This is a genomic window from Pontibacterium sinense (assembly GCF_015209595.1).
Taxonomy (GTDB): Bacteria; Pseudomonadota; Gammaproteobacteria; order Pseudomonadales; family Balneatricaceae; genus Pontibacterium; species Pontibacterium sinense.
In genome coordinates this window covers 155106-178960 of the sequence record NZ_JADEYS010000001.1, presented here as the reverse complement: position 1 = coordinate 178960, position 23855 = coordinate 155106, and the positions used below count along the sequence as shown (strand labels likewise).

Here is a 23855-nt window from a genome sequence, read left to right as displayed (position 1 = left end):
CGCGCACCGAGGTTCGTTTGAGACGTGACTTTTATTCTTATGAGGCTACAGATGATCAACAAAATTGTTCTCGCCAGCGGCAACAAAGGCAAACTGCGCGAATTCAATCAGGTTTTGGGGCAGATGGATGTTGAGGTCGTACCGCAATCTGACTTTAACGTTAGCGATGCGGACGAAACCGGCCTGAGTTTTGTTGAGAATGCGATCCTCAAAGCCCGTCACGCCGCACAAATCACCGGTCTGCCCGCACTGGCAGATGACTCAGGGCTCGAAGTGGACGCCCTTCAGGGTGCACCGGGTATCTATTCCGCTCGCTTTTCGGGTCCCGATGCCAGCGATGCAGATAACAACGCCAAGCTACTTGAGTTGTTAAAAGATCTGCCCGCAGAGAAACGTACTGCACGCTTTCGCTGCCTGCTGGTCTTCATGCGCCACGCCGAAGACCCAACCCCGCTGATCTGCCAGGGTACGTGGGAAGGTCAGATTCTGACCGAAGCCCGCGGTGACAACGGCTTTGGTTACGATCCCCTGTTCCTGATCCCTGATCTGGATAAAGCCTCGGCCCAGCTACCACCGGAACAGAAAAATGTCCTCAGCCACCGCGGACAAGCGGTGACTGAACTGATCAGCCGTATCAAACCTTACCTGCAGGTATAACGCCCGTCCTATGAGTATTGCGCTGCCCCCTCTCAGTCTCTACATCCATATCCCATGGTGTGTCCAAAAGTGTCCATACTGTGACTTTAACTCGCATGCGGTACGTGAAGAGATTCCCGAAGAAGCCTATGTGGCAGCGCTGCTGGATGACTTAGAGCAGGAGCTAAAAGAGACCAGTGTCCGGCCGTTGCAGAGTATCTTTATCGGCGGCGGCACCCCGAGCCTGTTTTCGGCCGCGATGATCAACACACTGTTGAATCAGGTGGAACAGCGGATCAGCTTCGCCCGGGATATCGAGATCACGATGGAAGCCAACCCCGGCACATTCGAGCAGGAGAAGTTTCGGGGCTATCGGGAGGCGGGCGTCAATCGTCTATCACTGGGTATCCAGAGCTTTTCCGATACGCAGCTGACGGCATTGGGGCGCATTCACAGCGGTGAAGAAGCGATCAAAGCAGCAGGTGTGGCACGCGAACTGTTCGACAATATGAATCTGGACCTGATGCATGGTCTACCGGGCCAAAGCACCGAGCAAGCGTTACAGGACCTGCAAATTGCCGCGAGCCTGAAACCGGACCACATCTCCTGGTATCAGCTCACCATCGAGCCTAACACCGAGTTTCACGCCCGTCCGCCATCACTGCCTGTGGATGAAACCTTATGGGATATTCAGGAGCGTGGACAACTGTTTTTGGCTGAAGCCGGTTATGCACAGTACGAGATTTCAGCTTATGCACAGGCTGGAAAACAAGCCCGCCATAACCTCAATTACTGGCAGTTTGGTGATTATATCGGCATTGGTGCCGGCGCTCACGGCAAGGTCACACAGGAAGATGGCGCCATCCTGCGACGCTGGAAGCAGAAGCAACCCAAAGCCTACATGCAGGTGGATAAACGCTTAGGTGGCAGTGAAACACTCGAGGCCGATGCCTTGCCGTTTGAGTTCATGCTCAACGCCCTGCGTCTGACGGACGGTGTGGATAGCACGCTCTTTCCATCCCGTACTGGATTGGACCTGAGTACCTTGGACCCGATCACCGAGAAGGCCAGAAAGATGGGGCTGCTAGACACAGACCCATCACGCCTTGCACCTACCCAGCAGGGTCGTTTGTTCCTCAACAACCTGCTGGAGATGTTTCTCGACGACTAACCGTCACTGAGGATAAACGGAGTTACTGAACCACCTGCCAGGCCACAACCCGGTTATCCATCATCATGGGGGCGTATAAGGTGTTACCCGACACGCCAATATCCGCTAATCCGGCACCGGGACTCAGCACTTTACGACGCTCTTTACCCTCCAGCACAAACAGCTCACCGCTGATCCAGTCGCTAACGTAAAGTGCATCGTTGATCGCAACAACACCGTCAAGATTGCCCAGCTGATATCCGGTGGGAACAGCTTTTAACGCGGGGGTGTTAATATCCATTTGATACAGCGTGCCGGGTTGATCGGTCGTAAAATCGCTGTGCATAGATATCCCCCAACCCGCCACTAGCAGCGAGTCCTGATGCCATAACACACCGTTCGGATGGGGCAGCTGATCAGAACTGAACCACAACTCTAACGTGTCATTCTGAATACGATAGATACCACCCCCCGCCATATCAGAGATGTACACCGTGCCATCCGGGGCGGCAGTCACATCGTTCAGCATCTTGGCGTTCGCCGCAGTTAGCTGCTTCACGGTCTCACCGGTTTTCAGGTCGACGATATGAACACGCTGCATATCTGCCACGTACAGATAGCTTCCGGCAATCGCCATACCCTTGGGTGCATCCATCCCTTTGGCCCACTGTTTCTTCAGCAAGTTTCCGTTCTGATCCGCCAGACTGATATAGCCTTTTCCGTTTAATGCCATCGGCTGACCATTAATATTGCTGATAAACACCCGTCCGGTCTGATGCTCAATCACCACCGATTCGGGCTGATCCAGGTTTTCAATACTCCACTGTTCGGTACCCAGTCGATTCTCCGCGGTAGCGGCCATCAACGGAGAAGAAACAAGCGCGACACCGCCTGCGATCAATGCGCTCTGAGCCAAACGCTTTACCGAATGCACGACATTCTGTGTGTACTGGAACATGAGAAACTCCTTTTATTAATTTGGAGTAAGGTTATTATTCTGATCCAGAAGCTCAATTATTTTTAATACGAGCATCATTTTACGATACCTTCACCGCACTAAGGGATGAAACCATGGAAAGCCAGCGTCAACGCTCCAGTCTGTTTGTTACACTCAAACAGATCCTCAAGGCTCAGGGGATTCAGTACAAACAGCTGGCTGAGATGATTGGTATGTCCGAACCCACAGTGAAGCGGATGTTTCAGGAGCAGGACTGTAAACTCAGTCGGTTAATGGAGATCTGCGACCAGATCGGTCTGAGCTTTTCGGAGCTGGCGGAGATCAATCGTTCCAGTGCCACGCCGCACTCACTTCTACCGATGGAGACTGAACGCAAGCTGGCCAACGATCCGGCCCTGTTCTCGTTCTTTATCCTGCTGATCAGCCACTTTGATCCAAAAGAGATCGTCCGTCAGAACCGGTTAGATGAGATTGATAGCTACCAATACCTGCGCGCGCTGGAGGAGCTGGAGCTGATCCGGATAGGCAAAGACAATCGGGTCCATTTGCTCGTTCAACGCCCCATTCGATGGCGCCTAGACGGGCCACTACATCCGATGCTAGTGCGGGTAAACCGGGACTTCATTCAGGAGACGATGGACAAACAGAGCAAACACAAATATCCCTTCTACTCCACCAGCCGACTGCTCAGCCCGCAGAGCATTAAACAGCTCCAGGACGATGTGGATGCGTTGTATGAGAACTTTCAGAAACAAGCCACATTAGATCAGCTGCATTACCCCGCAGATCAGTTGCAACCCTATAAGCTGGTGACCGCCATGGCCCCCTTTGACCTCAAACGGTACTTCTCAGTACCGAAGTTCAGTCACCGCTTATCGCGTCAAGGGTAGCCGTGGAATGTCACCAACATGAGGCATTAACGGTCGGAATTAGATCGTCACTCGCGTCTTCGCCAGTGCTTCGATCTCTGCTACTGCTGCGGGGATGTCACTCAGACAAGTGACCGTGCGGGTCGCGGCCACATGATCGGATTTACCATCCAAATTCACCCAGATTGACCATAAGCCTACGTTGTTGGCGCCTTCAATATCATGCGCCGGATTATCGCCAATGTGGATAACCTGCTCAGGGCGCAGGCTGACATGATGCAGCATCTGTTCAAACATTAAGGGATGTGGCTTTTCCTGACCCACCTGATCAGCACTGAACTGAAAATCAAACAGATCGCCCAAACCCACCTTGTGGATATTTGCGTTTCCGTTGCTCAGCGCACCCAGTGCATAACCGTTCTGATGCAGATTTTTTAGCATCGCCAGTGCATGTTCGAAAAATGTCACCTGCTGACGGGCTTCGTAGAAAACCTCAAAAGCCTGCAATGTCAGGGTTTCAGTCTCTTCGTTAGAATATCCGGCCAGACGTAAGCCATGCTCCAGCATTTTCAGACGAATCTGAGTCACACTGTGGGTAATCTCAGGGTGGCGCTCCAATACCTCCCGTCGCAGGCGCGGGAAATCGCTCAGGCTATGGGTTTGCGTAAACGCGGCAGCATTCTGTTGTAACCATTCCAACAACGTATGGTTAGCCTGATCTACCACGGGATTTACCGCCCAGAGGGTGTCATCGAGGTCGAACGTTATACATTTAATCATCTTTTTTACGGGCCCGTGGATGTGCTTTCTCATACACATCCATCAAATGCTGAAAGTCTAAATGAGTATAGATCTGGGTGGTGGAGATGTCAGAATGTCCCAGCAACTCCTGCACCGCCCTCAAGTCACCACTGGATTCCAGCATATGACTGGCAAAACTATGCCTTAATCGGTGCGGGTACACTTGCCCCTCAACGCCAAGACGTTTACCCCAATACTCCATACGTTGTTCGACACTGCGCACGCTGATACGGTTGCCCCGGTTGCTGACAAACAGTGCCGTTTGCGTATAAGGCGTAATCTGATCCCGGTATTTCAGCCAGCGATCAATCGCGGTCAGCGCTTTGCCGCCAATCGGTAACATCCGGCTTTTCTGGCCTTTACCGGTCACCACCAGTGACGCATCGTGAAAATCCAGATCGCTCAGATCCAGACTGACCAATTCAGACACACGTAACCCTGACGAGTAGATCAGTTCCATCATCGCTTTGTCACGTGCCGACAAGGGATCGTTTACCGGAATATCCAGTAAGCCGCTGATCTGATCCACATCCAGTGTTTGCGGTAATTTACGGGGAGATTTAGGCGCTTGAACGCCGAGTGCAGGGTTGTGTTCGACCCACTGCTCTCGAGCGAGGAATTTGTAGAATGTGCGCGCCGCCGATAAGGCTCGCTGGATACTGGAACCTGACAGGCCTTTGCGATGCTGGCGCGCTGCAAACTGGCGCACGTGATTTGCATCCAGTGCGCTCCAGGCATCAATATGACTCTCGGCCATAAAGGCGTGCAGCGCGTCCAGATCACGCTGGTAATTTTTCAGGGTATGAGCGGAGAGCTGCCGCTCTGTGGCCAGATAACGAAAAAACTCATCCAGCCAATGGCTTTCTGCGTTTGTCATCCGTGCTCTCCTGCGTGTGGATTGTATTTACTGATCGAGCTGGTGTAACACGCGAGACAAGACGCGACTCAACACTTCGCCGACATAACTCAGAAACACCGTTCCCTGACCGCTGTGGAAGTAACCGGCTTCGAAGCTACCAATAGCCAGCAAACCCAGAGATTCACCTTTAACCAGTGGGACAACCGCAGCAGACTGCACGCGGATCGCCATCTCATCAAAGATAAACGCATTCTGTTCCCGGCTCAGTTGCCCGCAGCTCGGCAGGTTACTGTCCACCAACGGGGTGATCGGACCGAGCTGGCGCGGATCCACGACACGCAGATCATTCACATTGAGATCGTCCTGGCTAAACAAAAGCAGCGTCGATGCATCACCATGAAAGTCTTCGCACAGACTCTCTTTTATCACAATGCCAATCTCATCCAGCGTCATACAATCCAGCAACGCCAATACCATTCGTTCAGTCTTTTCGAACTTTAGATCGTTATAACGTGCCGTCTCAATCAGATCAGACAAATGCTCATTGAGTTGCTGATTTTTTTCGCGCAACAAAGAGGTCTGTCGCTCCACCAGCGAAATTGCCCGCCCACTTTCGTGAGGTACGTTCAATTTCGCCAAAAGGTCGGTATGTTGGCTAAAGAAATCCGGGTTATGCGCCAGAAACTCGGCTACATCTGCTTCGCTGACTGAATTACTCATCTCTACTGCAGCCTCTTCACTCATAGAAAGATCTGTCCTTCAAATACGGTCGTCGCAGGTCCGGTCATGATCACCGGCGCATTACCACCGGTCCAGCTGATCTCCAGCTCGCCCCCGGTCAGCTGCGCTTTAACCGTGCTATCCAGCAAGCCACGCTGAATACCCGCCACGACAGCGGCACATGCACCGGTGCCACAGGCTTTGGTTTCACCCGCACCGCGTTCGTAAACACGTAAGCGAATTTCGTTGCGAGAGACAACCTGCATAAAGCCAATATTCGCTTTCTGTGGGAAACGTGCGTGCGGCTCCAGTTGAGGGCCGAGGACTTCAACCGGCGCAGTATCAACATCATCCACCACCAACACACCGTGCGGATTCCCCATCGAGACCGCAGAGATCTCGTAGGTTTCGCCATCCACCTCGATAGGATAAGTTGCCGCAGCAGCATCCGCTTCAAACGGCACATCCGCTGGATTCAGACGCGGCGCGCCCATATCCACTTCGACCTGACGGTCTTCACGGATTTTCAGCACAGCACGGCCATTGGCCGTTTCCACCGCAATCTCATCTTTGCCCGTCAGACGTTTATCACGCACAAACTTGGCAAAACAACGTGCTCCGTTGCCGCAATTCTCGACTTCGGAACCATCCGAGTTGTAAATACGGTAGCGGAAATCCACATCCGGCGTTGTCGGTGGCTCAACAATCAGCAGCTGATCAAACCCTATACCGAAATTACGATCACCCAGTTTGCGGACGATATTCGGGTTGAGTTTGATACGCTGAGTCACCAGATCCAGCACCACAAAATCATTTCCCAGACCGTGCATTTTGGTAAAACGTACCAACATGACAGCCCCCTTAACGATGATCGCGCGGGATCAGTTTTTCACCGTGCATCAGGTCGGCAATCGATTCACGCTTACGGATCTGATGGAACTGATTGTCATCAACCATCACCTCAGCCGCACGCGGACGTGTATTGTAGTTGGAGGCCATCGTGAAACCGTAGGCACCCGCGGAGCAGACTGCCAGCAGATCACCGGCTTCGATATTCAACTCGCGATCTTTACCCAGAAAATCACCCGTTTCGCACACAGGACCCACCAGATCCCAAGGCTTGGTCTCACCGTCTTCACGCACAGTGACCGGAATAATCTCCTGGTATGCACTGTACAAAGAAGGGCGGATCAGATCGTTCATCGCCGCATCGATGATGGCAAAGTTCTTGTTACCGGTCGGTTTCAGAAACTCAACCTCCGTCACCAGAATACCGGCATTAGCCGCTATGGATCGTCCCGGCTCAAAGATCAGCCCCAGTTTGCGATCACCCAGACGCTCCAGGATCGCCGCGATGTATTCCTGCGGCTGCGGCGGCTGTTCGTCGGTGTAACACACACCCAAACCACCACCCAGATCCAGATGACGGATATGAATCCCTTCTTCTGCCAGACGATCCACCTGCACCAACAGGCGATCCAGAGCATCCAGAAACGGATCAATTTCGGTCAGCTGGCTACCGATATGGCAGTCCATACCGATCACATTGAGGTTTTCCAGCGCATCGGCCGCTTTGTAGATACGTACGGCTTCGTCGATATCGACTCCGAACTTGTTCTCTTTCAGACCGGTGGAAATATACGGATGAGTGCCCGCATCAACATCCGGATTCACACGCAGGGAGATTGGCGCAACTTTGCCCATCTCTGCAGCCACGGCGTTAATACGGCCCAGTTCAGCTTCAGACTCGACATTAAAGCAGTGAATACCCACTTCCAGCGCACGGGCAATCTCTTCAGGCTTTTTGCCGACACCCGAAAAGACGATTTTGTCGGCAGAACCGCCCGCTTTCAGCGCACGCTCAAGTTCGCCCAAAGAGACGATATCAAAGCCAGCACCCATACGGGCCAAAACGTTCAATACACCGATATTTGAGTTTGCCTTTACGGCATAACATACCAATGCATCACGCCCGACCAACGCTTCAGCGTAGCTCTGGTAAGCACGCTCCAGTGCATCACGGGAATAGATATAAACCGGGGTTCCCAGTTCTTCGGCAATACGGGCGACCGGCACTTCTTCGCAGTGCAGGCGGCCATTACGGTATTCAAAGCTGTCCATCTACTGTCTCGTTATTTCTGCTGTGTCTGTTGTGAACCTTCTTCTGGCAAATACAGTGGGCCTTTCTGCCCACAACCCGCCAGTAACATCACGCTTACGAAGAATGCAAATCCAATCTTTTTCACGGTCATTTCCACAGCCAGCTCAGCTTCCTGTTCAAAACAGGCAAAATTTGCCTGAAAACAGGGAGCCAGGGTTAGTTAATCGGTCGATTATACCCTTCAGCGGGAATGATGAGTACAGCCGGGAAGTCGGATATACTGCGCCATCAAATATCTGGATAACCTGTGGAGCCACCCAGTGACCGAAAGCGAATTTAATGACAAGGTTGATGCCACTCTGGAAACCATCGAAGAGATGCTGGATGAGGCGGAAACTGATCTGGATTATGAAAACACCGGCGGTGTATTAACCGTGATCTGCGAGAATCGTAGCCAGATCATCTTTACCCGTCAGGCTCCGGTGAAGCAGCTGTGGCTGGCAACCAAGACTGGCGGCTTCCACTTCGACTTTGACGCGGCCTTAAATACTTGGGTACGCGATAGCGATCAGACGCCACTTTCAGGCTTCTTACAGCAGACATTCAAAGATCAGGCGGGCGAAGACTTTAACTTCGATCTTTAAGGCACACCGACTCGACTTGTTGGTAGAGTCGTTCCAGTGCACCCTGATTTTCCTGTACAAAGGCAGCGGCCGCTGAACCCAGTTGCGCTGCCTTTTGCGGATCTTTCAATACACTCAGGCACTGCTGTTCAAGTGCCGCATCTGAATCCACCTGAAGCAGCCCGCCCGCTTGCGCTAACGCTTCGCAGATCACGGCAAAATTAAACACGTGTTCACCCATAATCACAGGCTTCGCGAGTGCGGCCGGTTCCAGTGGATTATGCCCACCACGTTCAATCAGACTACCGCCGACAAAGGCCAAATCCGCCGTGGCGTACAACATCAGCAGATCACCCATCGTATCGCCCAGATACACCTGAGTATCAGCAGTAGGTTGAGACTCACTGCGCCGACAGACATTCATGCCACGTTCTTTAGCCAGCTGATTCACCGCTTCAAACCGTTCCGGGTGACGCGGCACTAGCACCAACAGCAGATCAGGTATCTTTTTCTGCAACTGACTCAGCAGATCCAGCAATTTTGTTTCTTCTCCATCATGGGTGCTTCCGGCAACCAGCACCGGACGCTCACTACCCCACTGACGTTTAAGTACTTCCGCGTCTATCCGGGCCTGATCCGGCACGGAAATATCGAATTTCACACTGCCCGTCACGACCAGATTCTGATTGGGCAGGCCCAACGAAACAAAGCGAGCACCATCGGTCTGATTCTGAGCCACCACTAGCGACAGATTGTTCAACATCGGGCGTGTCAGGGCTGAAAATTTCGCGTACCCCTTGGCAGACCGGGCAGACAGACGGGCATTGGCCAGCAATACCGGGACCTTTCGCCGCTTACAGGCCGCAACCATGTTGGGCCAGAGTTCGGTTTCCACCACAATCAATGCACGGGGTTTAATCCGTTTAAGGAAACGCGCTAACGCATGCGGCAGATCGTAGGGACAGTAAAGATGCTGAACCCGCTCCGGAAACAAGGAACGGACCCGTTCTGCACCGGTGGGTGTCATGGTGGTAATTAAGATAGGCAGATCCGGCTCCCGCTCCAGCAACAATGTCACGAGCGGGGCAATGGCGACGGTTTCACCCACCGACACCGCATGAATCCAGAGTGGACGATCATCACGGGCAGAGACATCACCAAAGCGCTCCGCAACCCGTTCTCCATAGGCTGGTGCCTGTCTGGCCCGTCTTTTCAGCCGCAATAAAACCAACGGCAGCGCCAGATACCAAACCAGTGAATAGAACCAACGTGCCATCAATATGAATCCCCGTTGTGGTCTCTATTCGCCAGCACGCTGATACTGTAAAGCGTGCAGTTGCGCGTAGATACCGTTCTGAGCCAACAGCTCATCATGACTGCCCACTTCAGCGATAACACCCTGATCCAACACCACAATACGGTCCACATCTTCAATTGTGGACAGACGGTGGGCGATAACAAAGGTCGTACGGCCACGCATCACATTGTGCATGGCATCCTGAATATGGCGCTCAGATTCCGAATCCAGCGCTGAGGTTGCTTCATCCAGAATCAGGATCGGTGCATCTTTCAATAATGCCCGGGCAATCGCGACTCGCTGACGTTGTCCACCCGACAAGCTGATGCCATCCGAACCGATCACCGTATCCAGACCGGCTGGCAATTTGTCCGTAAACTCGACTACATGAGCCGCTTCTGCTGCTTGTCGAATTTGTTCTTCAGTGCACTCGGCAAGCGCACCGTAAGCGATATTTTCAGCGATCGTGCCATCAAACAGCACCACACTCTGGTTCACGATCGAGATCTGCTTGCGCAGAGACTCCAGGTTGTACTCATGCAAAGGGGTATCGTCGATCAGGATCTGGCCCTGAGTCGGCTCATTAAATCGTGGCAGCAGGCTCACCAGCGTCGATTTACCGCTACCAGAGCGTCCTACAAATGCGATAGATTCGCCCACATTAACCTGCAGGTTAATCTGTTTCAGTACAGACTCATCCCGTCCGTTATAAGAAAAATCTACATCGACCAGTGAGACTCCCCGTTCAACCGATTGCAGCGTTTCAACCCCACTGTCCTTTTCTTTTTCCTGATCCAAAATCGCAAACAAGCTTTCCGCCGCAGCGACACCCTTCTGAACAATGCTGTTCACTTCTGTTAGCTGGCGCAACGGCTTGGCAATCATGCCGGCGGCGGTGATGAAGGAGATAAACTGCCCCGCAGTCATCGATTCCATCAAGGACGGGTGCATTGCCACATACACCAGAAACGCCAGCGCTGACGCGACAATCAACTGTACCAGTGGCGTGCTCACCGCATCGGTTACGATCAGCTTCATAAACTGGCGGCGGTTATTTTCACTGGCCTGTCGAAAACGCTCTTTTTCCTTGGGCGTCGCTCCAAAGACCCGCACCACATCGATGCCCTGAAACACCTCGGTCGCGACGTGAGCCACATCCCCAACACTCTGTTGAATATGGGTACTGATCTTCTTAAAACGTTTTGCGGCAAGGCTGACTACCCAGGCAATCAACGGCATGATCACCAGAAAAATCAGGGTCAGACGCCAGTTGAGATAGAGCAGATATCCAAACAACCCGATGACCGTCAGGCCTTCACGCAACAACAGGCGCAAAGCGATCGTCACCGAATCTGTTACCTGCTCCACGTTATAGGTAAAACGGGCCAACAGCTGCCCTGAAGATTTACTCTGAAAAAAGCTGCTCGGTAACAGCAGCATATGATTGAACAGATCGATTCGTAGTTTGTTGACCACGTGTCGTGCAGCATACGCAATGCTGTATAAGCCTAAGAAACTGCCGATACCACGCACAAAGAACAAGCCAACAACGGCTACTGCAAGCCAGGTACGCTGGTCCAGGTCGCCCTCACTGACGCTATCAACCACATACTCCAGCCATTTGGCGAAACCCGCTTGCGTGGCGGCATACAGGCTGAAGCCAACGATACTGACAACAAAGGCAAACCAATAAACTTTTACATAGCTCAGCAGGCGGAGATAGACACGCCAGGAGGATTCGGATGCGGGGCTCTGAGGGTCAGACATAGGTCACATATGTATATAAATTCAGACGCGAGTATAACGCTATTCACCCCGTGCTTTACAGCACTTCCCATTGTCCCTGCCACTGGCGAACGAGTACAATGGTCCGACTCAAACAGCATAAGCACTGATCCGATACTGATGCCATTCTTATCACCGCGCTTCTGGCCGACATGGCTGGGACTGATGGCTTTACGCCTTATCTCCCTGTTGCCCATGGCGGCACAATACACTCTTGGCCGTTTTCTAGGCAAAATGCTATACCGCCTGATCAGCAAACGCCGTCATATCGTTGAGGTTAATCTCAAGCTCTGCTTCCCAGAAAAGTCGGAAGAAGAGCGCAAACAGATGGCGGTTGAGGTCTTCGAAAACAACGCCATCGGCATGTTTGAGACCTCAATGGCATGGTGGTCTTCGCCTGATCGTTTTAAGGATAAAGTGATCATTGAGGGTCTGGAGCATATTGAGAAAGCCCAGCAGGAAGGACACGGCATTCTGCTCACCGGTGCGCATTATTCAACGCTGGATCTGGGCGGTTTTCTACTGGGCCAGAAATTAAACTTCAGTACGGTTTACCGACCCCATAACAACCCGCTGTTTGACCGTTTTATCTGCCAGGGCCGTTCACGCTTTGTGGAGCAGATGCTCGACAACGAAAACAGCCGTGCAATCGTGAAGCAGTTGCGGCAGGGCAATATAGTCTGGTTTGCACCGGATCAGGATATGGGGCCAAAACAGTCGATATTCGTCCGCTTCTTCGGTATGCCAGCAGCAACCGTACCCGCGACATCCAAGCTCGCCAGACTTGGAAAAGCGAAGGTGATGATCTTTGGCCAACACCGGCTGCCAAATGGCGAAGGCTACAAATTAACCATTTCACCCGCGTTAGAGCCTTTTCCAACCTCCGACGAAGCCGCCGATACTAACTTGGTCAATCAGGGACTGGAACAGGCTATCCGTCAGTTTCCCACCCAGTATATGTGGGTACACCGGCGCTTTAAGACTCAGCCCGATTCAGAAAAGAGTCATTTGTACGCTAAACGCTAAGCTTTATTAGGACCAATACCCTCAGCTCTAACCGCAGCAAACAGCAGTGCCGCTAGAAACCAGAATAAGCTCGCCCAATAGGATGAGTACATGGAAAGATGGGTACCCAGCGGCATCAATAATGTTGCGATACCCACGGCATAGAGGAAACTGAAGCGGTGCGTATGGGCAGCAAGCACTTTCAGTAGGTAGATCATGATAAACACTGCGCCCAATAAACCGGTGACACCAATCACACCCATCTCGGCCATCATCTCCAGTACGATCTGGTGCGGATGAAATGCACCGATCTTCTGCTCTTCTCCATGGATAAACATGTCGTCAGGCTGGGAGTAATCGGCATAGGCATATCGGAAGCCCCTTACGCCAACACCATTAATCCAATTGTCGGAAAACATATCGACCGATGTCTGCCATATGCTGATCCGGCCAGACGAGGCGGTATCCAAAGAGCTGCCATTAAAAGCGGCTAATGATGCAGAAACTTTCTGTTTCACGGACGGTGTTTGTGACCCCACTGCACCGACAAGCAGCAGCATAACCAAGGCACCTGCCAGGTATTTTCGATTCGGTCGATATCCGGCGTACCAAAGCACTATCGCCGCAATCAATACAAACCATGCCAATGCCAGCCAGGCCATCCGTGTACCACTGATAAAGATCACAAAGGCCATCAACATCGAGAAAAACACGCCCAAAAGGAGCTGTTTATTACTGACGATTGCAGCCAGCGCCACGCCCAGAAAAGCCACCAGAGCATATCCGAGACGTTTATTGTCGCCGTAAATACCCGTGATATAGAGAGAAGACCCGCTGCTCAGACCAAAGAGATCGTGCCCCAGTAGCAACTCAACAATGCCGTCCAACGCCCAGAAGGCCAGAATAGCCGCCACAGCCATCGACAACAGACGATGAGTCGCCAGCGTATCTAACCGGTGGATGATAAAGATGCCTGCCAGATAAAACCGCAACATGCCGAAGGTCGACGATAGTCCTTTTTCAAGGTTAACCGCATCCGGCAATGAAACCAGTGCAGGAACCCAAAAACAGAGGAACAACAGGGAGAATAAGCGAAAGCCAAGATTGGAAAAAAGCGCCTGTCGACCATGAACAAGGTCTTTTAATCCAAACAACGCCATCACCAGGAGTGGTACTTCAGGCAAACGTCCGACGGGTTGTAGTGCTACAACGGAGACCACTAACCAAAGAGGCCACTGTTCAATAAAACGCTTCGGTAATCCTAATCTATCCGCAGATACCATCATCGAAAGTCAGCTCTCTAAATCTCTTGTTCAATCAGGGCCCGTGATGGGCTCATCCATGATATTGGTTGCTTAGCGGGCGAATTATCTGGTAAAACTCCCCACCTTACAAATTGCCTGATGCGCTCGCATATCTAAACTTAACCATACGACTTATACTCAAATACGCTTTCGTTTCAGATATATTGAACTGGTCGCAATAAGCAGGCTCTTACAACGATGCCCTCTACCCTTCGCTTACTCGCCATTGGAGACTGCAACAGCAGTGGCAAAACTCCTGATACTAACGTTCCCAAAGCGCTCGTAAAACGACTCGCCGCTGACGGCATCAACTGCTCTCTGGACAATCTCGGCGATGCCATGAACTCATCCAGAGAAGGGCTGGCCAAAGCCAAGGCTCATTCAACACCCGCAGATGTCCTGCTACTGAGCTTCGGCTTAGTTGATGCCTGGATCACCACCATCCCGATGTTTTATATCAGTTACTACCCTGACAATAAGCTGAAACGCAGAACCCGAAAAATCCTTAAGTCACTTAAAAAGCGCTTGCGGCATCCGCTTTTAAAACACTGGATACCAACCGGACCGGTCGTACGTAAAAAAGAGTTTCAACAGAATATTGAGCAGACAATTGAAGTACTCAGGCAGAGAAACCCACAGCTTAAAGTGGTGCTCTGGGGAGCCGCCCCCACGGACGACGAACAGAGAAATCGACTACTCGATGAGTACAACGACATTCTTAAGACTGTGGCCAAGGCCGATAACGGCCTATATCTTGACACAACGCTGAGCATTGCCGCATCACCCCGTGATGAGATGTTCGACGATGCAGTCCACCTGTCAAAACCGGCTTGTCAGCACGTCGCACTCGCGCTTGAGCCACTCGTCAAGCAGCAGATAGATCACACGCCCAGCTAGATTATTTGGACGAGTCCTGCTTTTGCTCATCCCGCGCAAGCAGTTCCAACTCATATAATTTGGCTTCTTTCAAAAACGCATAAAACGCATTGATCATACTGCCAATAAATCCACGGCGGCCGTTGTAACAGTTGCGGCGCAGAAAGTAAGATTTGAGGAAGGTCACCGGCATCACCAATAGCAGTTTCGGCAAACTGCTGCGCTTACCTTTTTCGAACTTATCCATCGCTTTACCCGATGAGTAGCGGTTGACCTTATCAACCTTTACTTCAACGGACACTTCACCGTAGTGATTGATGGCGCCGTCCAGCTCAACAATCTTGCCCTTTACGACAGGGCTCTCGTGAAAACGCTCTTTTCCGTACGCCCCCTGACTTTGACGGAACAAGCGGATATGGCGATTTTGCTTAGTTTTCTGATGAACCGCTTGACCGATAAAGTGCTCCTGGATCGGGATATTGGCACCAGACAGATCAGGCTGCTCTACAACCTCAAAGATCTGTGCACGTAACACATCCGTCAGTTCTTCATCCGCGTCCAGATTGAGCACCCAGTCATGCTTGCAGAGGCTTTTAGCGTACTCTTTCTGCTCCGCCATGCCGGTCCAGTCACGCGCAAACAGGCGATCCGTGTACTTGCCTGCAAGTTCCATAGTACGGTCGGTACTGCCGCTATCTACCACCACAATATCGTCAAAATCCCGCACGCTATCCAGCACACGCTCAATATTATGTTCTTCGTTTTTGACTACCAGATATACGCTGATCATACGCGGTAACGACCCCGGGTTATGGCTAGATGGAACTGAAGCGCGTTGGTACTTCCCAACACAGAGATACGCTTGATACGAAAAGGATCAGAGATCTGTTCGATCCCCTTTTTCACCGTGACAGCACTGCGCATACCCACCTGCTGGACTTGTTCAACATTGCTATCGTTATAACGTCCGAACGGATACGCAAACGCATGACAGGCCTCACCGGTCAGCGCTTCGACGACCGCTTTGGATTGGCTGATTTCTTCGGCCGCAATCTCCGGTTCCGCTTTATCGAGATTGATATGGTGCATGGTATGAGCCCCAAACTCGATCAAGCCAGAATCTCGCATCTCGTGAATTTGTGATTGATCCAGACGTTCAATACCGTCTATTTCCGGGGCCAGATAGATCGTTGCTTTTGCCTGATATTTTTTCAGCAACGGAAACATCTGCGTGTAGTTATCACGAAAGCCATCGTCAAAGGTCAGTACAACGTTTTTCCCGTCTGGCTGAGTATCCAGCAACTCCGTAATCGTACGGAACTGATACCCCTGCTGTTTCAGGTATTGCAGCTGTTTTTCAAACATCTCCGGATGAACCACTAAATCCGGTGAAATGCCCTCGGCGGATTCGTTGATGCTGTGATACATCAGGACTCTCGGACAGGATGTATCCACACGGGGACGCCACCAGTTGTAATGCGCTGAAACATAGAGCGATACAAGCAATAACGCGATAACAGCAATGACGATTAACATTTAATGACGACTCTCCTGTCCGGTAATCCGCGAACGATAGTATTCAACATACTCAGCAGCCACCGTTGGCATCTCAAATCGGCGCGCCTGATCTTCAGCAAAGGACCGATACTGACCGGACAAGGCCGGGTATTCCGCTACAACCTGAGCAAGTTTATCACTCAACTGTACATCCTTGATCAGCAGTTCATCCGGTAGAAGCTCCGGTGCAGCTCCAACTTCAGTTGAGATAAACAGATTTGCATAAAACAGCGCCTCCACCATCACCAGACTAAAGCCCTCACTGCGCGATGCGATGACCACCAGATGTTTCTGCATCATCCTTTGCGCCACATCCGATTGCTGCCCCAGCAACCGCACCCGGCTTTCAACACCTAGTTCATCGATTAACGCTTCCAACTCCGCGCGCTGGGGCCCTTCACCCACGATATCCAGTGAGCAGTCGATCTCCGAATCCGCCACTTCCCGGATTAACCAATCAAAGCGTTTAATCGGATCCAGTCGCCCCACCGCCAGAATGGAAAACTCGCCATCAGGGATCGCCGGTTGCAGTGCAGGATCGCGCTGCACACCGTTGTAGATCACTGTGGCGGGATGACTGATAGAGTCGGCCACCATGCCGGAGACCGCTGTAACATTGGCTAACCGATTGAAAATCTTACCTTTGCGCGAATTGTGTTTCGTTGCGACCTGCGTCAGTGCAATCAGCCGGGACACGCGCAGGATGATTTTAGACGCTTTGGCGCCATTGGAATGCACGATATCCGGCTGTTCATCGGCAACAATCCTGCGCAACTGCAGGTACAGTCGGGGATCGTACCATTCCTCACTACTCGTGAGTTCATGCACCTTAACCCGATCAGACAGCCGCTTGAGCCACACACTGTCCTTAAACGCAGCGACGACCACATCAACATTCTGTAAGGCCAGTGTATTACTGAGATCAGCCACTACTTTCTCAGCACCACCATCCAGACTGGACGCAATAAACATCAGCACCTTCACGGACACAGTTCCTCATACACGGACAAGGTTTTATCCAACATAGTGGTTTTGAGAAACTCCGGGTTACCTTTCGGGCGCACACCTGATGCCAATACATCGGATACGGTCTGCACCAGCTGAGGCACATCCTTCATCGGCGTTTTACCCTGTGGATAAAGCGCCGCGAGAATCTCTCCAACCCCTCCGTGGTCATACCCTACCACCGGGATGCCCTGACCAATCGCTTCAGCAACGGTACGACCAAAAGATTCCGGTTTGGTCGATAACGACAACACCAGATCAGACACCGAGTAGATATCACGAATGTCGGAACGCGCACCGGTAAAGGTAATGTGCTCACCTAAGCCTTCATCTTTCACTCGCTGATAGAGTTCCTGCGCATAGGCTTTACGCTTTGCATCTTCACCACCTACGATCAGCGCATGCACCGGCACTCCTTGCGATAACAGGGCTTTGATCATATCGATCATATCGTTGTGACCCTTGAGACGGGTCAGACGTCCGGCCAGTGTGATGACTTTTTTACCCACCAGCTGAGGAAAATCCTGTTGCCACTGCGCCAACCATTCGGCAGATGCCTCATAACCCAACGGAAATTCCTGCGGATCGATCCCCCGGTACACCAGACGCACATTCGCCATATCCGTCTGTGGATAATTGTCGCGAATATAGGCCTCAACCGTTTTTGAAACGGCGATGACCCGCTCGCCCCGGCACATGATGCCGCTGTAACGAGACACCGAATACAAACCATGCACCGTTGTGACCAGATGTGGACGCTCTGATGTGTTCATGCCACGCCAGGCAAACCAGGCGACCCAGGCGGGCAAACGGGAACGAACGTGCAGAATGTCCGGTTTTTCCTGTTTCAACCAGCGACGTAACGCCCAAACGTGACGAAAGGTCCAGAGCGATTTTTTGCCCAAGTCCCAGCTGACATGACGGGTACCTTCGGCTTCCAGCTGTTTCACCATACCGCCGCCCGCAGAGATCACCACAGATTCATGACCTCGCCTGATCAGCTCTTCTGCCACTTCCAATGTGCCACGTTCAACACCGCCACCATCCAGATCTGGTAATAACTGTACAACTTTCATGACAACAACCTCTTGCGAACCAGATCAGCACAGCGTGCAGCTTCATTAAACGGACTATCAGGACTGGGCAGCGCATTACTCTGCTGCCAGCGACTGAACGGTGTAACTTTTTGATCATCGATCAACAGCTGCAAACCGCGGGTAATTCGATTGCTGCTCTGTTGCGGCACATCCAGAATCCCCACCGCACATCCCGCAGTCAGCGCCTCAAATACCATCGAAACACTGTCACCACTCACCCAGCATTGTTCGGCATTTGGCAGATGTTCACCTAACCAGCCGGGCCCCGTCTCTTCAAACGGTACAATGTTTAGATTGGGCAGATCTGCAGCACGCAGTTGTGACAAAAAAGAATTGGGCGTTCGGCGTGAGGTGGTGAGCAACCAAGGCTTGTCACCGCCCACAATCGCAGCCAATTGATCAATGATCGACTGATCATCCCAGCCAAAGTGCTTTGAGGGTCCGCCAATCAATACCATTCCCTGAACCGCGTCCGCTGAACGGGTCGCCAGAGGTTGCATCCGATTGAGCGCACCGTCGGTCAACTCAATATTAGGTTTGGGCGTGGGCTCATCGTGGCGAGGGATCAGGCACAGATCAAACCAATTGGTTGGCAGCGAAGGTTTCATCATCAATACCGCCCGTGCACCCGTGGCGCGTTTATACGCCAGCAAGGTCAAATGGGTACGATGCCCGGCACCGATAATCACATCAGGCAGTGGGTCCGATTGGGTGTCACGCACACCAAAACACAGTGTTTTAAATGCCTGCGATTTAGACAGCACGGGTTTTGTTTCCACCGTCATCGAAGGCTCAAGACGCTGTAGCGCTTCCGCCAGCCCGAGACTCTGATTTAAGTGTCCCGGTTTGTCATCACTGATGATCCAGATCTGTGTCACGGCGGACCTGCTTGGTAAAATACGACGGAAAGGGACAACCGCATGGCGGCTGTAATCAATTAATATGCCGCAATAATACTAAAATCACCGCTAAACACACAGTAATCCGTCTGGACGCAATGTTTTTGTGCATCTGGGAATTCCATTTTTGGCTCAGATGCTTAAAATCAACATCCTTGGGCGTACTCCGCTCAGTTTCAGCCGCCCCAATCCATCGGGGCGTTTTCACCTAACCGCTTTTGTAGGACGCTTCACATGACAGCATTTGGTTCCGTGTTCATGCCTGAAATGGCAATCTCCTGGTTTGATGGTTCTGACTGGAGCGCGACTGAAGTCGTCGCCAGCGATAGCATCCAGGTACACCCGGGTGCCCATGTGCTGCACTATTCCAGCACCTGCTTTGAAGGCCTGAAAGCATTCCGCCACAAAGACGGCTCGGTGAAGATCTTCCGCATGGATAAGAACATCGATCGTTTTGCGCAGAGTTCTCAGCTGCTGGGTCTGCCAGAACTGAATAAAGAAACCACTTCGCAAATGATCCGCGACATCGTTGCACGCTTTGCTGACGAAGTACCGGCACCTCCGGGTTCCATGTACATCCGTCCGACGCACATCGGTACGGAACCGGCCATCGGTAAGGCTGCCGTTCCATCGCTGACCTCTTGTCAGTACATTTTGCTATCACCGGTTGGCGACTACTTTGCCGGTGGTGATAAAGCCCTGCGCTTGCTGATTGAAGATCAGAACATGCGCTGCCCACCGCATATGGGCATGGTAAAAAGTGGTGGCAACTACGCCGCTGCACTGCAGCCAATCATGCACGCTCGTGCGGAAGTGCAGGCCGATCAGGTTCTGTTCTGTCCAAATGGCGACGTTCAGGAAACCGGCGCAGCCAACTTCTTGCTGATCGACGGCAATGAACTGATCACCAAGTCGCTGGATGAAAGCTTCCTGCACGGTGTGACCCGCGACTCGATCCTAACCATCGCCCGCGACATGGGCATGGACGTACAGGAACGTGAACTGTCCGTGGAGGAACTGATGGAGCGTGCGGCGAAGCCAGGCTGTGAAGCAGCTCTGTCTGGCACTGCTGCGGTACTGGCTCCGGTTGGCACATTGATCTACCAAGGTCAGGAGCTGGATGTAGGTAACGGTGGTATCGGTGAAACCACCGTGAAACTGCGTACCGCACTGAACGCCATTCAGTGGGGTGAAGCGGAAGATCCATACGGCTGGCTGACCAGCGTTTGATCACTGCTTAATCCACGTGTAAAAAAGCCAGACATCAAGTCTGGCTTTTTTGTTTGCTTATTCCGCTGGGTGACGCATTACGCGTCCAGCATCATCTTGTCCCAACTGGTTGCCACCAGATCACGACTCTCACGCAGCTCATCATCTGCAATCTCACTGGAACGCCCCTGTAACGTCAGGCTGTGCCCAACTGAGCGGAAACTGATGTAAGCCTCCCGCAGGCTCTCAGCCTCATCCGCAGACATCAATCCACAGGCTTCAACGCCTTCAAGGATACGGATATTGTCGGTGAACTCCGTCAGCGAAGGATGCTCATGGGCATAGGCCAGCACATTGAATTGCGTCATAAACTCGATATCCACAATCCCACCGCGATCCTGCTTCAGATGGAACACTGGCTTTTCGGTATTCTGCGTATTCTTGCTACCCAAGTGATCGCGCATCTTCTGACGCATCTCAACCACTTCTGTTTTCAGTGCGCCACTTTCACGCTGCGATTCCAGAATCTCGGCACGCACCGCTTCAAATTCGCGCTGTAACGTTGGGTCTCCGGCGACCACACGGGCTCGCACCAACGCCTGATGCTCCCAGGTCCATGCTTCTTTCTTCTGATACTCCGTGAACGCCTTCAACGAGCTGACCAGCAGGCCGGAGTTACCGGACGGACGTAAACGCATATCCACTTCGTACAACTGACCGGACGGGGTAAAGGTGTTCAGAATGTGAATGATGCGCTGCCCCAGACGGGTAAAAAACACGGAGTTCGCGATCTGTTTGTCACCATCGGTGAACAGGTTAGGATCTGCATTGTGAACAAACACCAAATCCAGATCCGAGCCGTAGGACAACTCAATCCCTCCGACTTTTCCGTAACCCACGACGATGAAGTTCGGATCACAAGGCACACCGGGAGATTTCATCGGCACGCCATGCTTTTCAGACAGATTACGCCAGGCGATCTCCAGCACCACGTTCAACACAGCCTCAGCGGTCCAGGTCAGGTAATCGCTGACTTTCATCAGTGGCAGCGCGCCGGTGATCTCAGAAGCCGCCACACGCAGAGTCACCGCATTCTTGAAGTAACGCAGCGCTTCCATCAACTGCTCGGTATCTTCTTCCGGGATACGCAACAACTGCTGACGCAATTCATTGCTGATCTGACCTTTATCCGGCGGCGTGTACAGCGTCCGCTGATCGATCAGCTCATCCAACAGAATCGGCTGTTTCGCCAGCTTTTCCGAGAACCACTCACTGGCTGAGCACAGACGGACCAACTGCTTCAGCGCGCCCGGATTTTCCGCCAGCAACACCAGATAGGCAGACCGGCGCAGGACCGCGCTCACCAATGTCAGGACACGCGACAAAGTTTCTGTCGCATTGTCGGTACGCGACACCTCTGCCAGTAACGTTGGCAACACCGCTCTCAGACGTTCCATGCCAATCTGCTGCAGCATTTGCACGGTGCGTGACCGATACAGATCCACCAGCTGCTTATAGGCGGCCTCAGCGTCGTCATAGCCTTTTTCTGCAAGGAAGATAATGCCTTGTTCCTGATTCAGCGCGCCGTCCCACAGCTCCAGCCACTCCTCTGCGGCATTTTCCGTCTGTCCTTCCTCCTGCTCTTCGGCAGGCGCAATAACATCCGCAAAATGACGGCGCACATTGGCACGATGAGCTTCCAGCTGATCATAGAACGCATCCCACTGCTCAAAACCCATGCTGTACGCCAGACGCAGCTGCTCCTTGTCATCCATTGGCAGTTCCTGTGTCTGCCTGTCCGCCACTGCCTGAATCGCGTGCTCGGCATTACGCAGGAATTCATAGGCGTTTAGCAGGTCATCGACCGCCTCCTGCGGCATACCAACGGAATCAGGTAACAGAGGCAGGATGTTACAGAGTTCACGTTGCTGCAGACGGCTATCACGACCACCGCGGATCAGCTGGAACGCCTGTGCGATAAACTCAACTTCGCGAATACCACCGGAGCCGAGTTTTACATTTTGCTCCCGCCCTTTACGACGCACTTCGCGGTTGATCATCTCCTTCATTTCACGCAGAGACTCAAACGCACTGAAATCGATATATTTGCGATAAACAAAAGGACGCAAGCGCTGCATCAACTGAGCACCAGCCTGTTTGTCACCGGCAACGATACGCGCCTTAATCATGGCGTAGCGTTCCCAGTCACGCCCCTGCTCCTGATAGTACATCTCCATCGCATCAAAGCTGGCTGCCAGCGGAGACGCCGACCCAAACGGACGCAAACGCATATCAACACGGAATACAAAACCATCCACGGTCATATTATCCAGCGCCTGAATCAGTTTTTTGCCTACGCGGATAAAGAAGTCCTGATTCTCCAGACACTTTTTCTCGCCATCCGTCTGGCCGTTTTCCGGGAATGAGAAGATCAGATCGATATCGGAGCTCAGGTTCAGCTCATTCGCGCCCAGCTTACCCATACCCATCACAACCAGGCGCTGTTGCTCTTTTTCACCGCTCTCACCGATACCATAGGGTGTGCCCCAGCGTTCACATGCCGAGTCATATAACCAGTTCAGCGCACCATCGATACAAGCGTCTGCCATCAAAGACAGGTCACGGGTGGTTTCGCGCATATCGGCCCGGCGGGTCAGGTCACGCCAGATAATGCGTACCTGTTCGCGGTTACGGAACAAACGTAACTCACGATGCAGATCGTTTTCGGCATCAATGCCGGAAAGACGCTGTGTCAGCGCAGTTGCGTAATAGTCAGGCTCGTAACTGCGGTGCAAGTCACCGCTGGTGAGCAGGTCCTGTAACAGGACGGGAGAGCGACTGAGTTGCTCAGATACAAAATCACTGCCTACGCTCACACGCGTCAGCTCAGTCAAAAGTTCGGGGGATACCCCTTCTACTGCGTTAAGCTTTTCTTCGAAACGCTGCCAGTTTTGCTCCAGCAGGGGGTGTAGTGAGTCGGTTACCGTATCGGTTAGCGCTGTGTACATGGTCCGTTTGCTCTCCCAAAAGAGTCCAAACCGGGCCATATCAGATCAAAGCCCGGCGAGTTCAGCTGTACCGGCAGGCGATACAACCCAAATGCT

23 protein-coding genes are annotated in these 23855 nt (G+C 52.3%); 7 read left to right on the top strand and 16 right to left on the bottom strand.

Annotated features, from left to right (window positions below):
• Window positions 1-51: 51 nt before the first annotated feature.
• Both IOQ59_RS00820 and hemW read left to right on the top strand, forming a co-directional pair.
• The gene (locus IOQ59_RS00820; protein WP_193951351.1) at window positions 52-657 is read left to right on the top strand and encodes an XTP/dITP diphosphatase; all 606 of its coding nucleotides are present in this window, start codon (window positions 52-54) and stop codon (window positions 655-657) included.
• Window positions 658-667: 10 nt separating this feature from the next.
• Window positions 668-1807, top strand: coding sequence for a radical SAM family heme chaperone HemW (gene hemW, locus IOQ59_RS00815; protein ID WP_193951350.1), 1140 nt, complete (start codon window positions 668-670; stop codon window positions 1805-1807).
• Window positions 1808-1829: 22 nt separating this feature from the next.
• Here the strand turns inward: hemW and IOQ59_RS00810 are convergent, their stop codons facing one another.
• Window positions 1830-2744: an SMP-30/gluconolactonase/LRE family protein gene (locus IOQ59_RS00810; RefSeq protein WP_193951349.1), complete on the bottom strand. Its 915-nt coding sequence runs from the start codon at window positions 2742-2744 to the stop codon at window positions 1830-1832.
• A gap of 113 nt (window positions 2745-2857) precedes the next feature.
• On the opposite strand from IOQ59_RS00810, the gene IOQ59_RS00805 reads away from it, so the two are divergent.
• Window positions 2858-3634 carry a helix-turn-helix domain-containing protein gene (locus IOQ59_RS00805; protein ID WP_193951348.1) on the top strand — a complete coding sequence of 259 codons (777 nt, stop codon included), beginning with the start codon at window positions 2858-2860 and terminating at the stop codon, window positions 3632-3634.
• Window positions 3635-3673: 39 nt separating this feature from the next.
• Here IOQ59_RS00805 and IOQ59_RS00800 read toward each other — a convergent pair whose 3' ends face one another.
• The 6 genes from IOQ59_RS00800 to lptM are packed head-to-tail and all read right to left on the bottom strand — an operon-like array spanning window position 3674 to window position 8245.
• Window positions 3674-4393: an HAD family hydrolase gene (locus IOQ59_RS00800; protein WP_193951347.1), complete on the bottom strand. Its 720-nt coding sequence runs from the start codon at window positions 4391-4393 to the stop codon at window positions 3674-3676.
• The gene (gene xerC, locus IOQ59_RS00795) at window positions 4386-5291 is read right to left on the bottom strand and encodes a tyrosine recombinase XerC (protein ID WP_193951346.1); all 906 of its coding nucleotides are present in this window, start codon (window positions 5289-5291) and stop codon (window positions 4386-4388) included. The genes IOQ59_RS00800 and xerC overlap by 8 nt, the downstream gene beginning before the upstream one ends.
• 27 nt (window positions 5292-5318) lie before the next feature.
• Window positions 5319-6017 carry a DUF484 family protein gene (locus IOQ59_RS00790; RefSeq protein ID WP_193951345.1) on the bottom strand — a complete coding sequence of 233 codons (699 nt, stop codon included), beginning with the start codon at window positions 6015-6017 and terminating at the stop codon, window positions 5319-5321.
• Window positions 6014-6844, bottom strand: coding sequence for a diaminopimelate epimerase (dapF, locus tag IOQ59_RS00785; protein ID WP_193951344.1), 831 nt, complete (start codon window positions 6842-6844; stop codon window positions 6014-6016). The genes IOQ59_RS00790 and dapF overlap by 4 nt, the downstream gene beginning before the upstream one ends.
• A gap of 10 nt (window positions 6845-6854) precedes the next feature.
• Window positions 6855-8114 carry a diaminopimelate decarboxylase gene (gene lysA, locus IOQ59_RS00780; protein ID WP_193951343.1) on the bottom strand — a complete coding sequence of 420 codons (1260 nt, stop codon included), beginning with the start codon at window positions 8112-8114 and terminating at the stop codon, window positions 6855-6857.
• Between the two features lie 11 nt (window positions 8115-8125).
• Window positions 8126-8245 (bottom strand): LPS translocon maturation chaperone LptM, encoded by a 120-nt coding sequence (gene lptM / locus IOQ59_RS00775; RefSeq protein ID WP_193951342.1) that lies wholly within the window; start codon window positions 8243-8245, stop codon window positions 8126-8128.
• A gap of 169 nt (window positions 8246-8414) precedes the next feature.
• Here lptM and cyaY point away from each other — a divergent pair, with 169 nt between their 5' ends.
• The gene (gene cyaY / locus IOQ59_RS00770; RefSeq protein WP_193951341.1) at window positions 8415-8738 is read left to right on the top strand and encodes an iron donor protein CyaY; all 324 of its coding nucleotides are present in this window, start codon (window positions 8415-8417) and stop codon (window positions 8736-8738) included.
• Here the strand turns inward: cyaY and waaA are convergent.
• Both waaA and msbA read right to left on the bottom strand, forming a co-directional pair.
• The gene (gene waaA, locus IOQ59_RS00765) at window positions 8722-9993 is read right to left on the bottom strand and encodes a lipid IV(A) 3-deoxy-D-manno-octulosonic acid transferase (protein ID WP_193951340.1); all 1272 of its coding nucleotides are present in this window, start codon (window positions 9991-9993) and stop codon (window positions 8722-8724) included. The genes cyaY and waaA overlap by 17 nt on opposite strands.
• Before the next feature lie 24 nt (window positions 9994-10017).
• Window positions 10018-11781, bottom strand: coding sequence for a lipid A export permease/ATP-binding protein MsbA (gene msbA, locus IOQ59_RS00760; RefSeq protein ID WP_193951339.1), 1764 nt, complete (start codon window positions 11779-11781; stop codon window positions 10018-10020).
• Window positions 11782-11790: 9 nt separating this feature from the next.
• Here msbA and lpxL point away from each other — a divergent pair, with 9 nt between their 5' ends.
• On the top strand, window positions 11791-12825 hold the full coding sequence (gene lpxL / locus IOQ59_RS00755; RefSeq protein ID WP_307726979.1) for an LpxL/LpxP family Kdo(2)-lipid IV(A) lauroyl/palmitoleoyl acyltransferase: 1035 nt from the start codon (window positions 11791-11793) through the stop codon (window positions 12823-12825).
• Here lpxL and IOQ59_RS00750 read toward each other — a convergent pair.
• The gene (locus tag IOQ59_RS00750; RefSeq protein ID WP_193951337.1) at window positions 12822-14090 is read right to left on the bottom strand and encodes an O-antigen ligase family protein; all 1269 of its coding nucleotides are present in this window, start codon (window positions 14088-14090) and stop codon (window positions 12822-12824) included. The two genes, lpxL and IOQ59_RS00750, sit on opposite strands and share 4 nt — an antisense overlap.
• Window positions 14091-14306: 216 nt before the next feature.
• Here IOQ59_RS00750 and IOQ59_RS00745 point away from each other — a divergent pair, with 216 nt between their 5' ends.
• Window positions 14307-15005, top strand: a complete 699-nt coding sequence (locus IOQ59_RS00745) for an SGNH/GDSL hydrolase family protein (protein ID WP_193951336.1) — start codon at window positions 14307-14309, stop codon at window positions 15003-15005.
• A gap of 1 nt (window position 15006) precedes the next feature.
• Here IOQ59_RS00745 and IOQ59_RS00740 read toward each other — a convergent pair whose 3' ends face one another.
• From IOQ59_RS00740 to IOQ59_RS00720, 5 genes are read right to left on the bottom strand one after another with little or no spacing between them, the layout of a single operon-like run.
• On the bottom strand, window positions 15007-15774 hold the full coding sequence (locus IOQ59_RS00740) for a glycosyltransferase family 2 protein (protein ID WP_193951335.1): 768 nt from the start codon (window positions 15772-15774) through the stop codon (window positions 15007-15009).
• Window positions 15771-16520: a polysaccharide deacetylase family protein gene (locus tag IOQ59_RS00735; protein WP_193951334.1), complete on the bottom strand. Its 750-nt coding sequence runs from the start codon at window positions 16518-16520 to the stop codon at window positions 15771-15773. Before IOQ59_RS00735 ends, IOQ59_RS00740 begins: the two co-directional genes overlap by 4 nt.
• Window positions 16521-17525: a glycosyltransferase gene (locus tag IOQ59_RS00730; RefSeq protein ID WP_193951333.1), complete on the bottom strand. Its 1005-nt coding sequence runs from the start codon at window positions 17523-17525 to the stop codon at window positions 16521-16523.
• A complete protein-coding gene (locus IOQ59_RS00725) occupies window positions 17522-18622 on the bottom strand; it encodes a glycosyltransferase family 4 protein (RefSeq protein WP_193951332.1) in 1101 nt (366 codons plus the stop codon). The genes IOQ59_RS00730 and IOQ59_RS00725 overlap by 4 nt, the downstream gene beginning before the upstream one ends.
• Window positions 18619-19521, bottom strand: a complete 903-nt coding sequence (locus IOQ59_RS00720) for a mitochondrial fission ELM1 family protein (RefSeq protein ID WP_193951331.1) — start codon at window positions 19519-19521, stop codon at window positions 18619-18621. Before IOQ59_RS00720 ends, IOQ59_RS00725 begins: the two co-directional genes overlap by 4 nt.
• Before the next feature lie 255 nt (window positions 19522-19776).
• Between IOQ59_RS00720 and IOQ59_RS00715 the strand changes: the two genes are divergently transcribed.
• The gene (locus IOQ59_RS00715; RefSeq protein WP_193951330.1) at window positions 19777-20772 is read left to right on the top strand and encodes a branched-chain amino acid aminotransferase; all 996 of its coding nucleotides are present in this window, start codon (window positions 19777-19779) and stop codon (window positions 20770-20772) included.
• Window positions 20773-20849: 77 nt separating this feature from the next.
• Here the strand turns inward: IOQ59_RS00715 and glnE are convergent, their stop codons facing one another.
• On the bottom strand, window positions 20850-23759 hold the full coding sequence (gene glnE, locus IOQ59_RS00710) for a bifunctional [glutamate--ammonia ligase]-adenylyl-L-tyrosine phosphorylase/[glutamate--ammonia-ligase] adenylyltransferase (RefSeq protein ID WP_193951329.1): 2910 nt from the start codon (window positions 23757-23759) through the stop codon (window positions 20850-20852).
• Window positions 23760-23855 lie beyond the last annotated feature (96 nt).

What these genes read in the sequence shown, in the direction of transcription:
- IOQ59_RS00820 (WP_193951351.1), top strand. Translation starts at nt 52, where the DNA reads ATGATCAACAAAATTGTTCTCGCCAGCGGCAACAAAGGCAAACTGCGC.
- IOQ59_RS00750 (WP_193951337.1), bottom strand. Translation starts at nt 14,090, where the DNA reads ATGATGGTATCTGCGGATAGATTAGGATTACCGAAGCGTTTTATTGAA.
- glnE (WP_193951329.1), bottom strand. Translation starts at nt 23,759, where the DNA reads ATGTACACAGCGCTAACCGATACGGTAACCGACTCACTACACCCCCTG.
- xerC (WP_193951346.1), bottom strand. Translation starts at nt 5,291, where the DNA reads ATGACAAACGCAGAAAGCCATTGGCTGGATGAGTTTTTTCGTTATCTG.
- IOQ59_RS00735 (WP_193951334.1), bottom strand. Translation starts at nt 16,520, where the DNA reads ATGTTAATCGTCATTGCTGTTATCGCGTTATTGCTTGTATCGCTCTAT.
- lpxL (WP_307726979.1), top strand. Translation starts at nt 11,791, where the DNA reads ATGTATATAAATTCAGACGCGAGTATAACGCTATTCACCCCGTGCTTT.
- IOQ59_RS00740 (WP_193951335.1), bottom strand. Translation starts at nt 15,774, where the DNA reads ATGATCAGCGTATATCTGGTAGTCAAAAACGAAGAACATAATATTGAG.
- IOQ59_RS00790 (WP_193951345.1), bottom strand. Translation starts at nt 6,017, where the DNA reads ATGAGTGAAGAGGCTGCAGTAGAGATGAGTAATTCAGTCAGCGAAGCA.
- IOQ59_RS00810 (WP_193951349.1), bottom strand. Translation starts at nt 2,744, where the DNA reads ATGTTCCAGTACACACAGAATGTCGTGCATTCGGTAAAGCGTTTGGCT.
- waaA (WP_193951340.1), bottom strand. Translation starts at nt 9,993, where the DNA reads ATGGCACGTTGGTTCTATTCACTGGTTTGGTATCTGGCGCTGCCGTTG.
- IOQ59_RS00725 (WP_193951332.1), bottom strand. Translation starts at nt 18,622, where the DNA reads ATGAAAGTTGTACAGTTATTACCAGATCTGGATGGTGGCGGTGTTGAA.
- msbA (WP_193951339.1), bottom strand. Translation starts at nt 11,781, where the DNA reads ATGTCTGACCCTCAGAGCCCCGCATCCGAATCCTCCTGGCGTGTCTAT.
- lptM (WP_193951342.1), bottom strand. Translation starts at nt 8,245, where the DNA reads ATGACCGTGAAAAAGATTGGATTTGCATTCTTCGTAAGCGTGATGTTA.
- IOQ59_RS00745 (WP_193951336.1), top strand. Translation starts at nt 14,307, where the DNA reads ATGCCCTCTACCCTTCGCTTACTCGCCATTGGAGACTGCAACAGCAGT.
- IOQ59_RS00800 (WP_193951347.1), bottom strand. Translation starts at nt 4,393, where the DNA reads ATGATTAAATGTATAACGTTCGACCTCGATGACACCCTCTGGGCGGTA.
- hemW (WP_193951350.1), top strand. Translation starts at nt 668, where the DNA reads ATGAGTATTGCGCTGCCCCCTCTCAGTCTCTACATCCATATCCCATGG.
- lysA (WP_193951343.1), bottom strand. Translation starts at nt 8,114, where the DNA reads ATGGACAGCTTTGAATACCGTAATGGCCGCCTGCACTGCGAAGAAGTG.
- IOQ59_RS00805 (WP_193951348.1), top strand. Translation starts at nt 2,858, where the DNA reads ATGGAAAGCCAGCGTCAACGCTCCAGTCTGTTTGTTACACTCAAACAG.
- dapF (WP_193951344.1), bottom strand. Translation starts at nt 6,844, where the DNA reads ATGTTGGTACGTTTTACCAAAATGCACGGTCTGGGAAATGATTTTGTG.
- IOQ59_RS00715 (WP_193951330.1), top strand. Translation starts at nt 19,777, where the DNA reads ATGACAGCATTTGGTTCCGTGTTCATGCCTGAAATGGCAATCTCCTGG.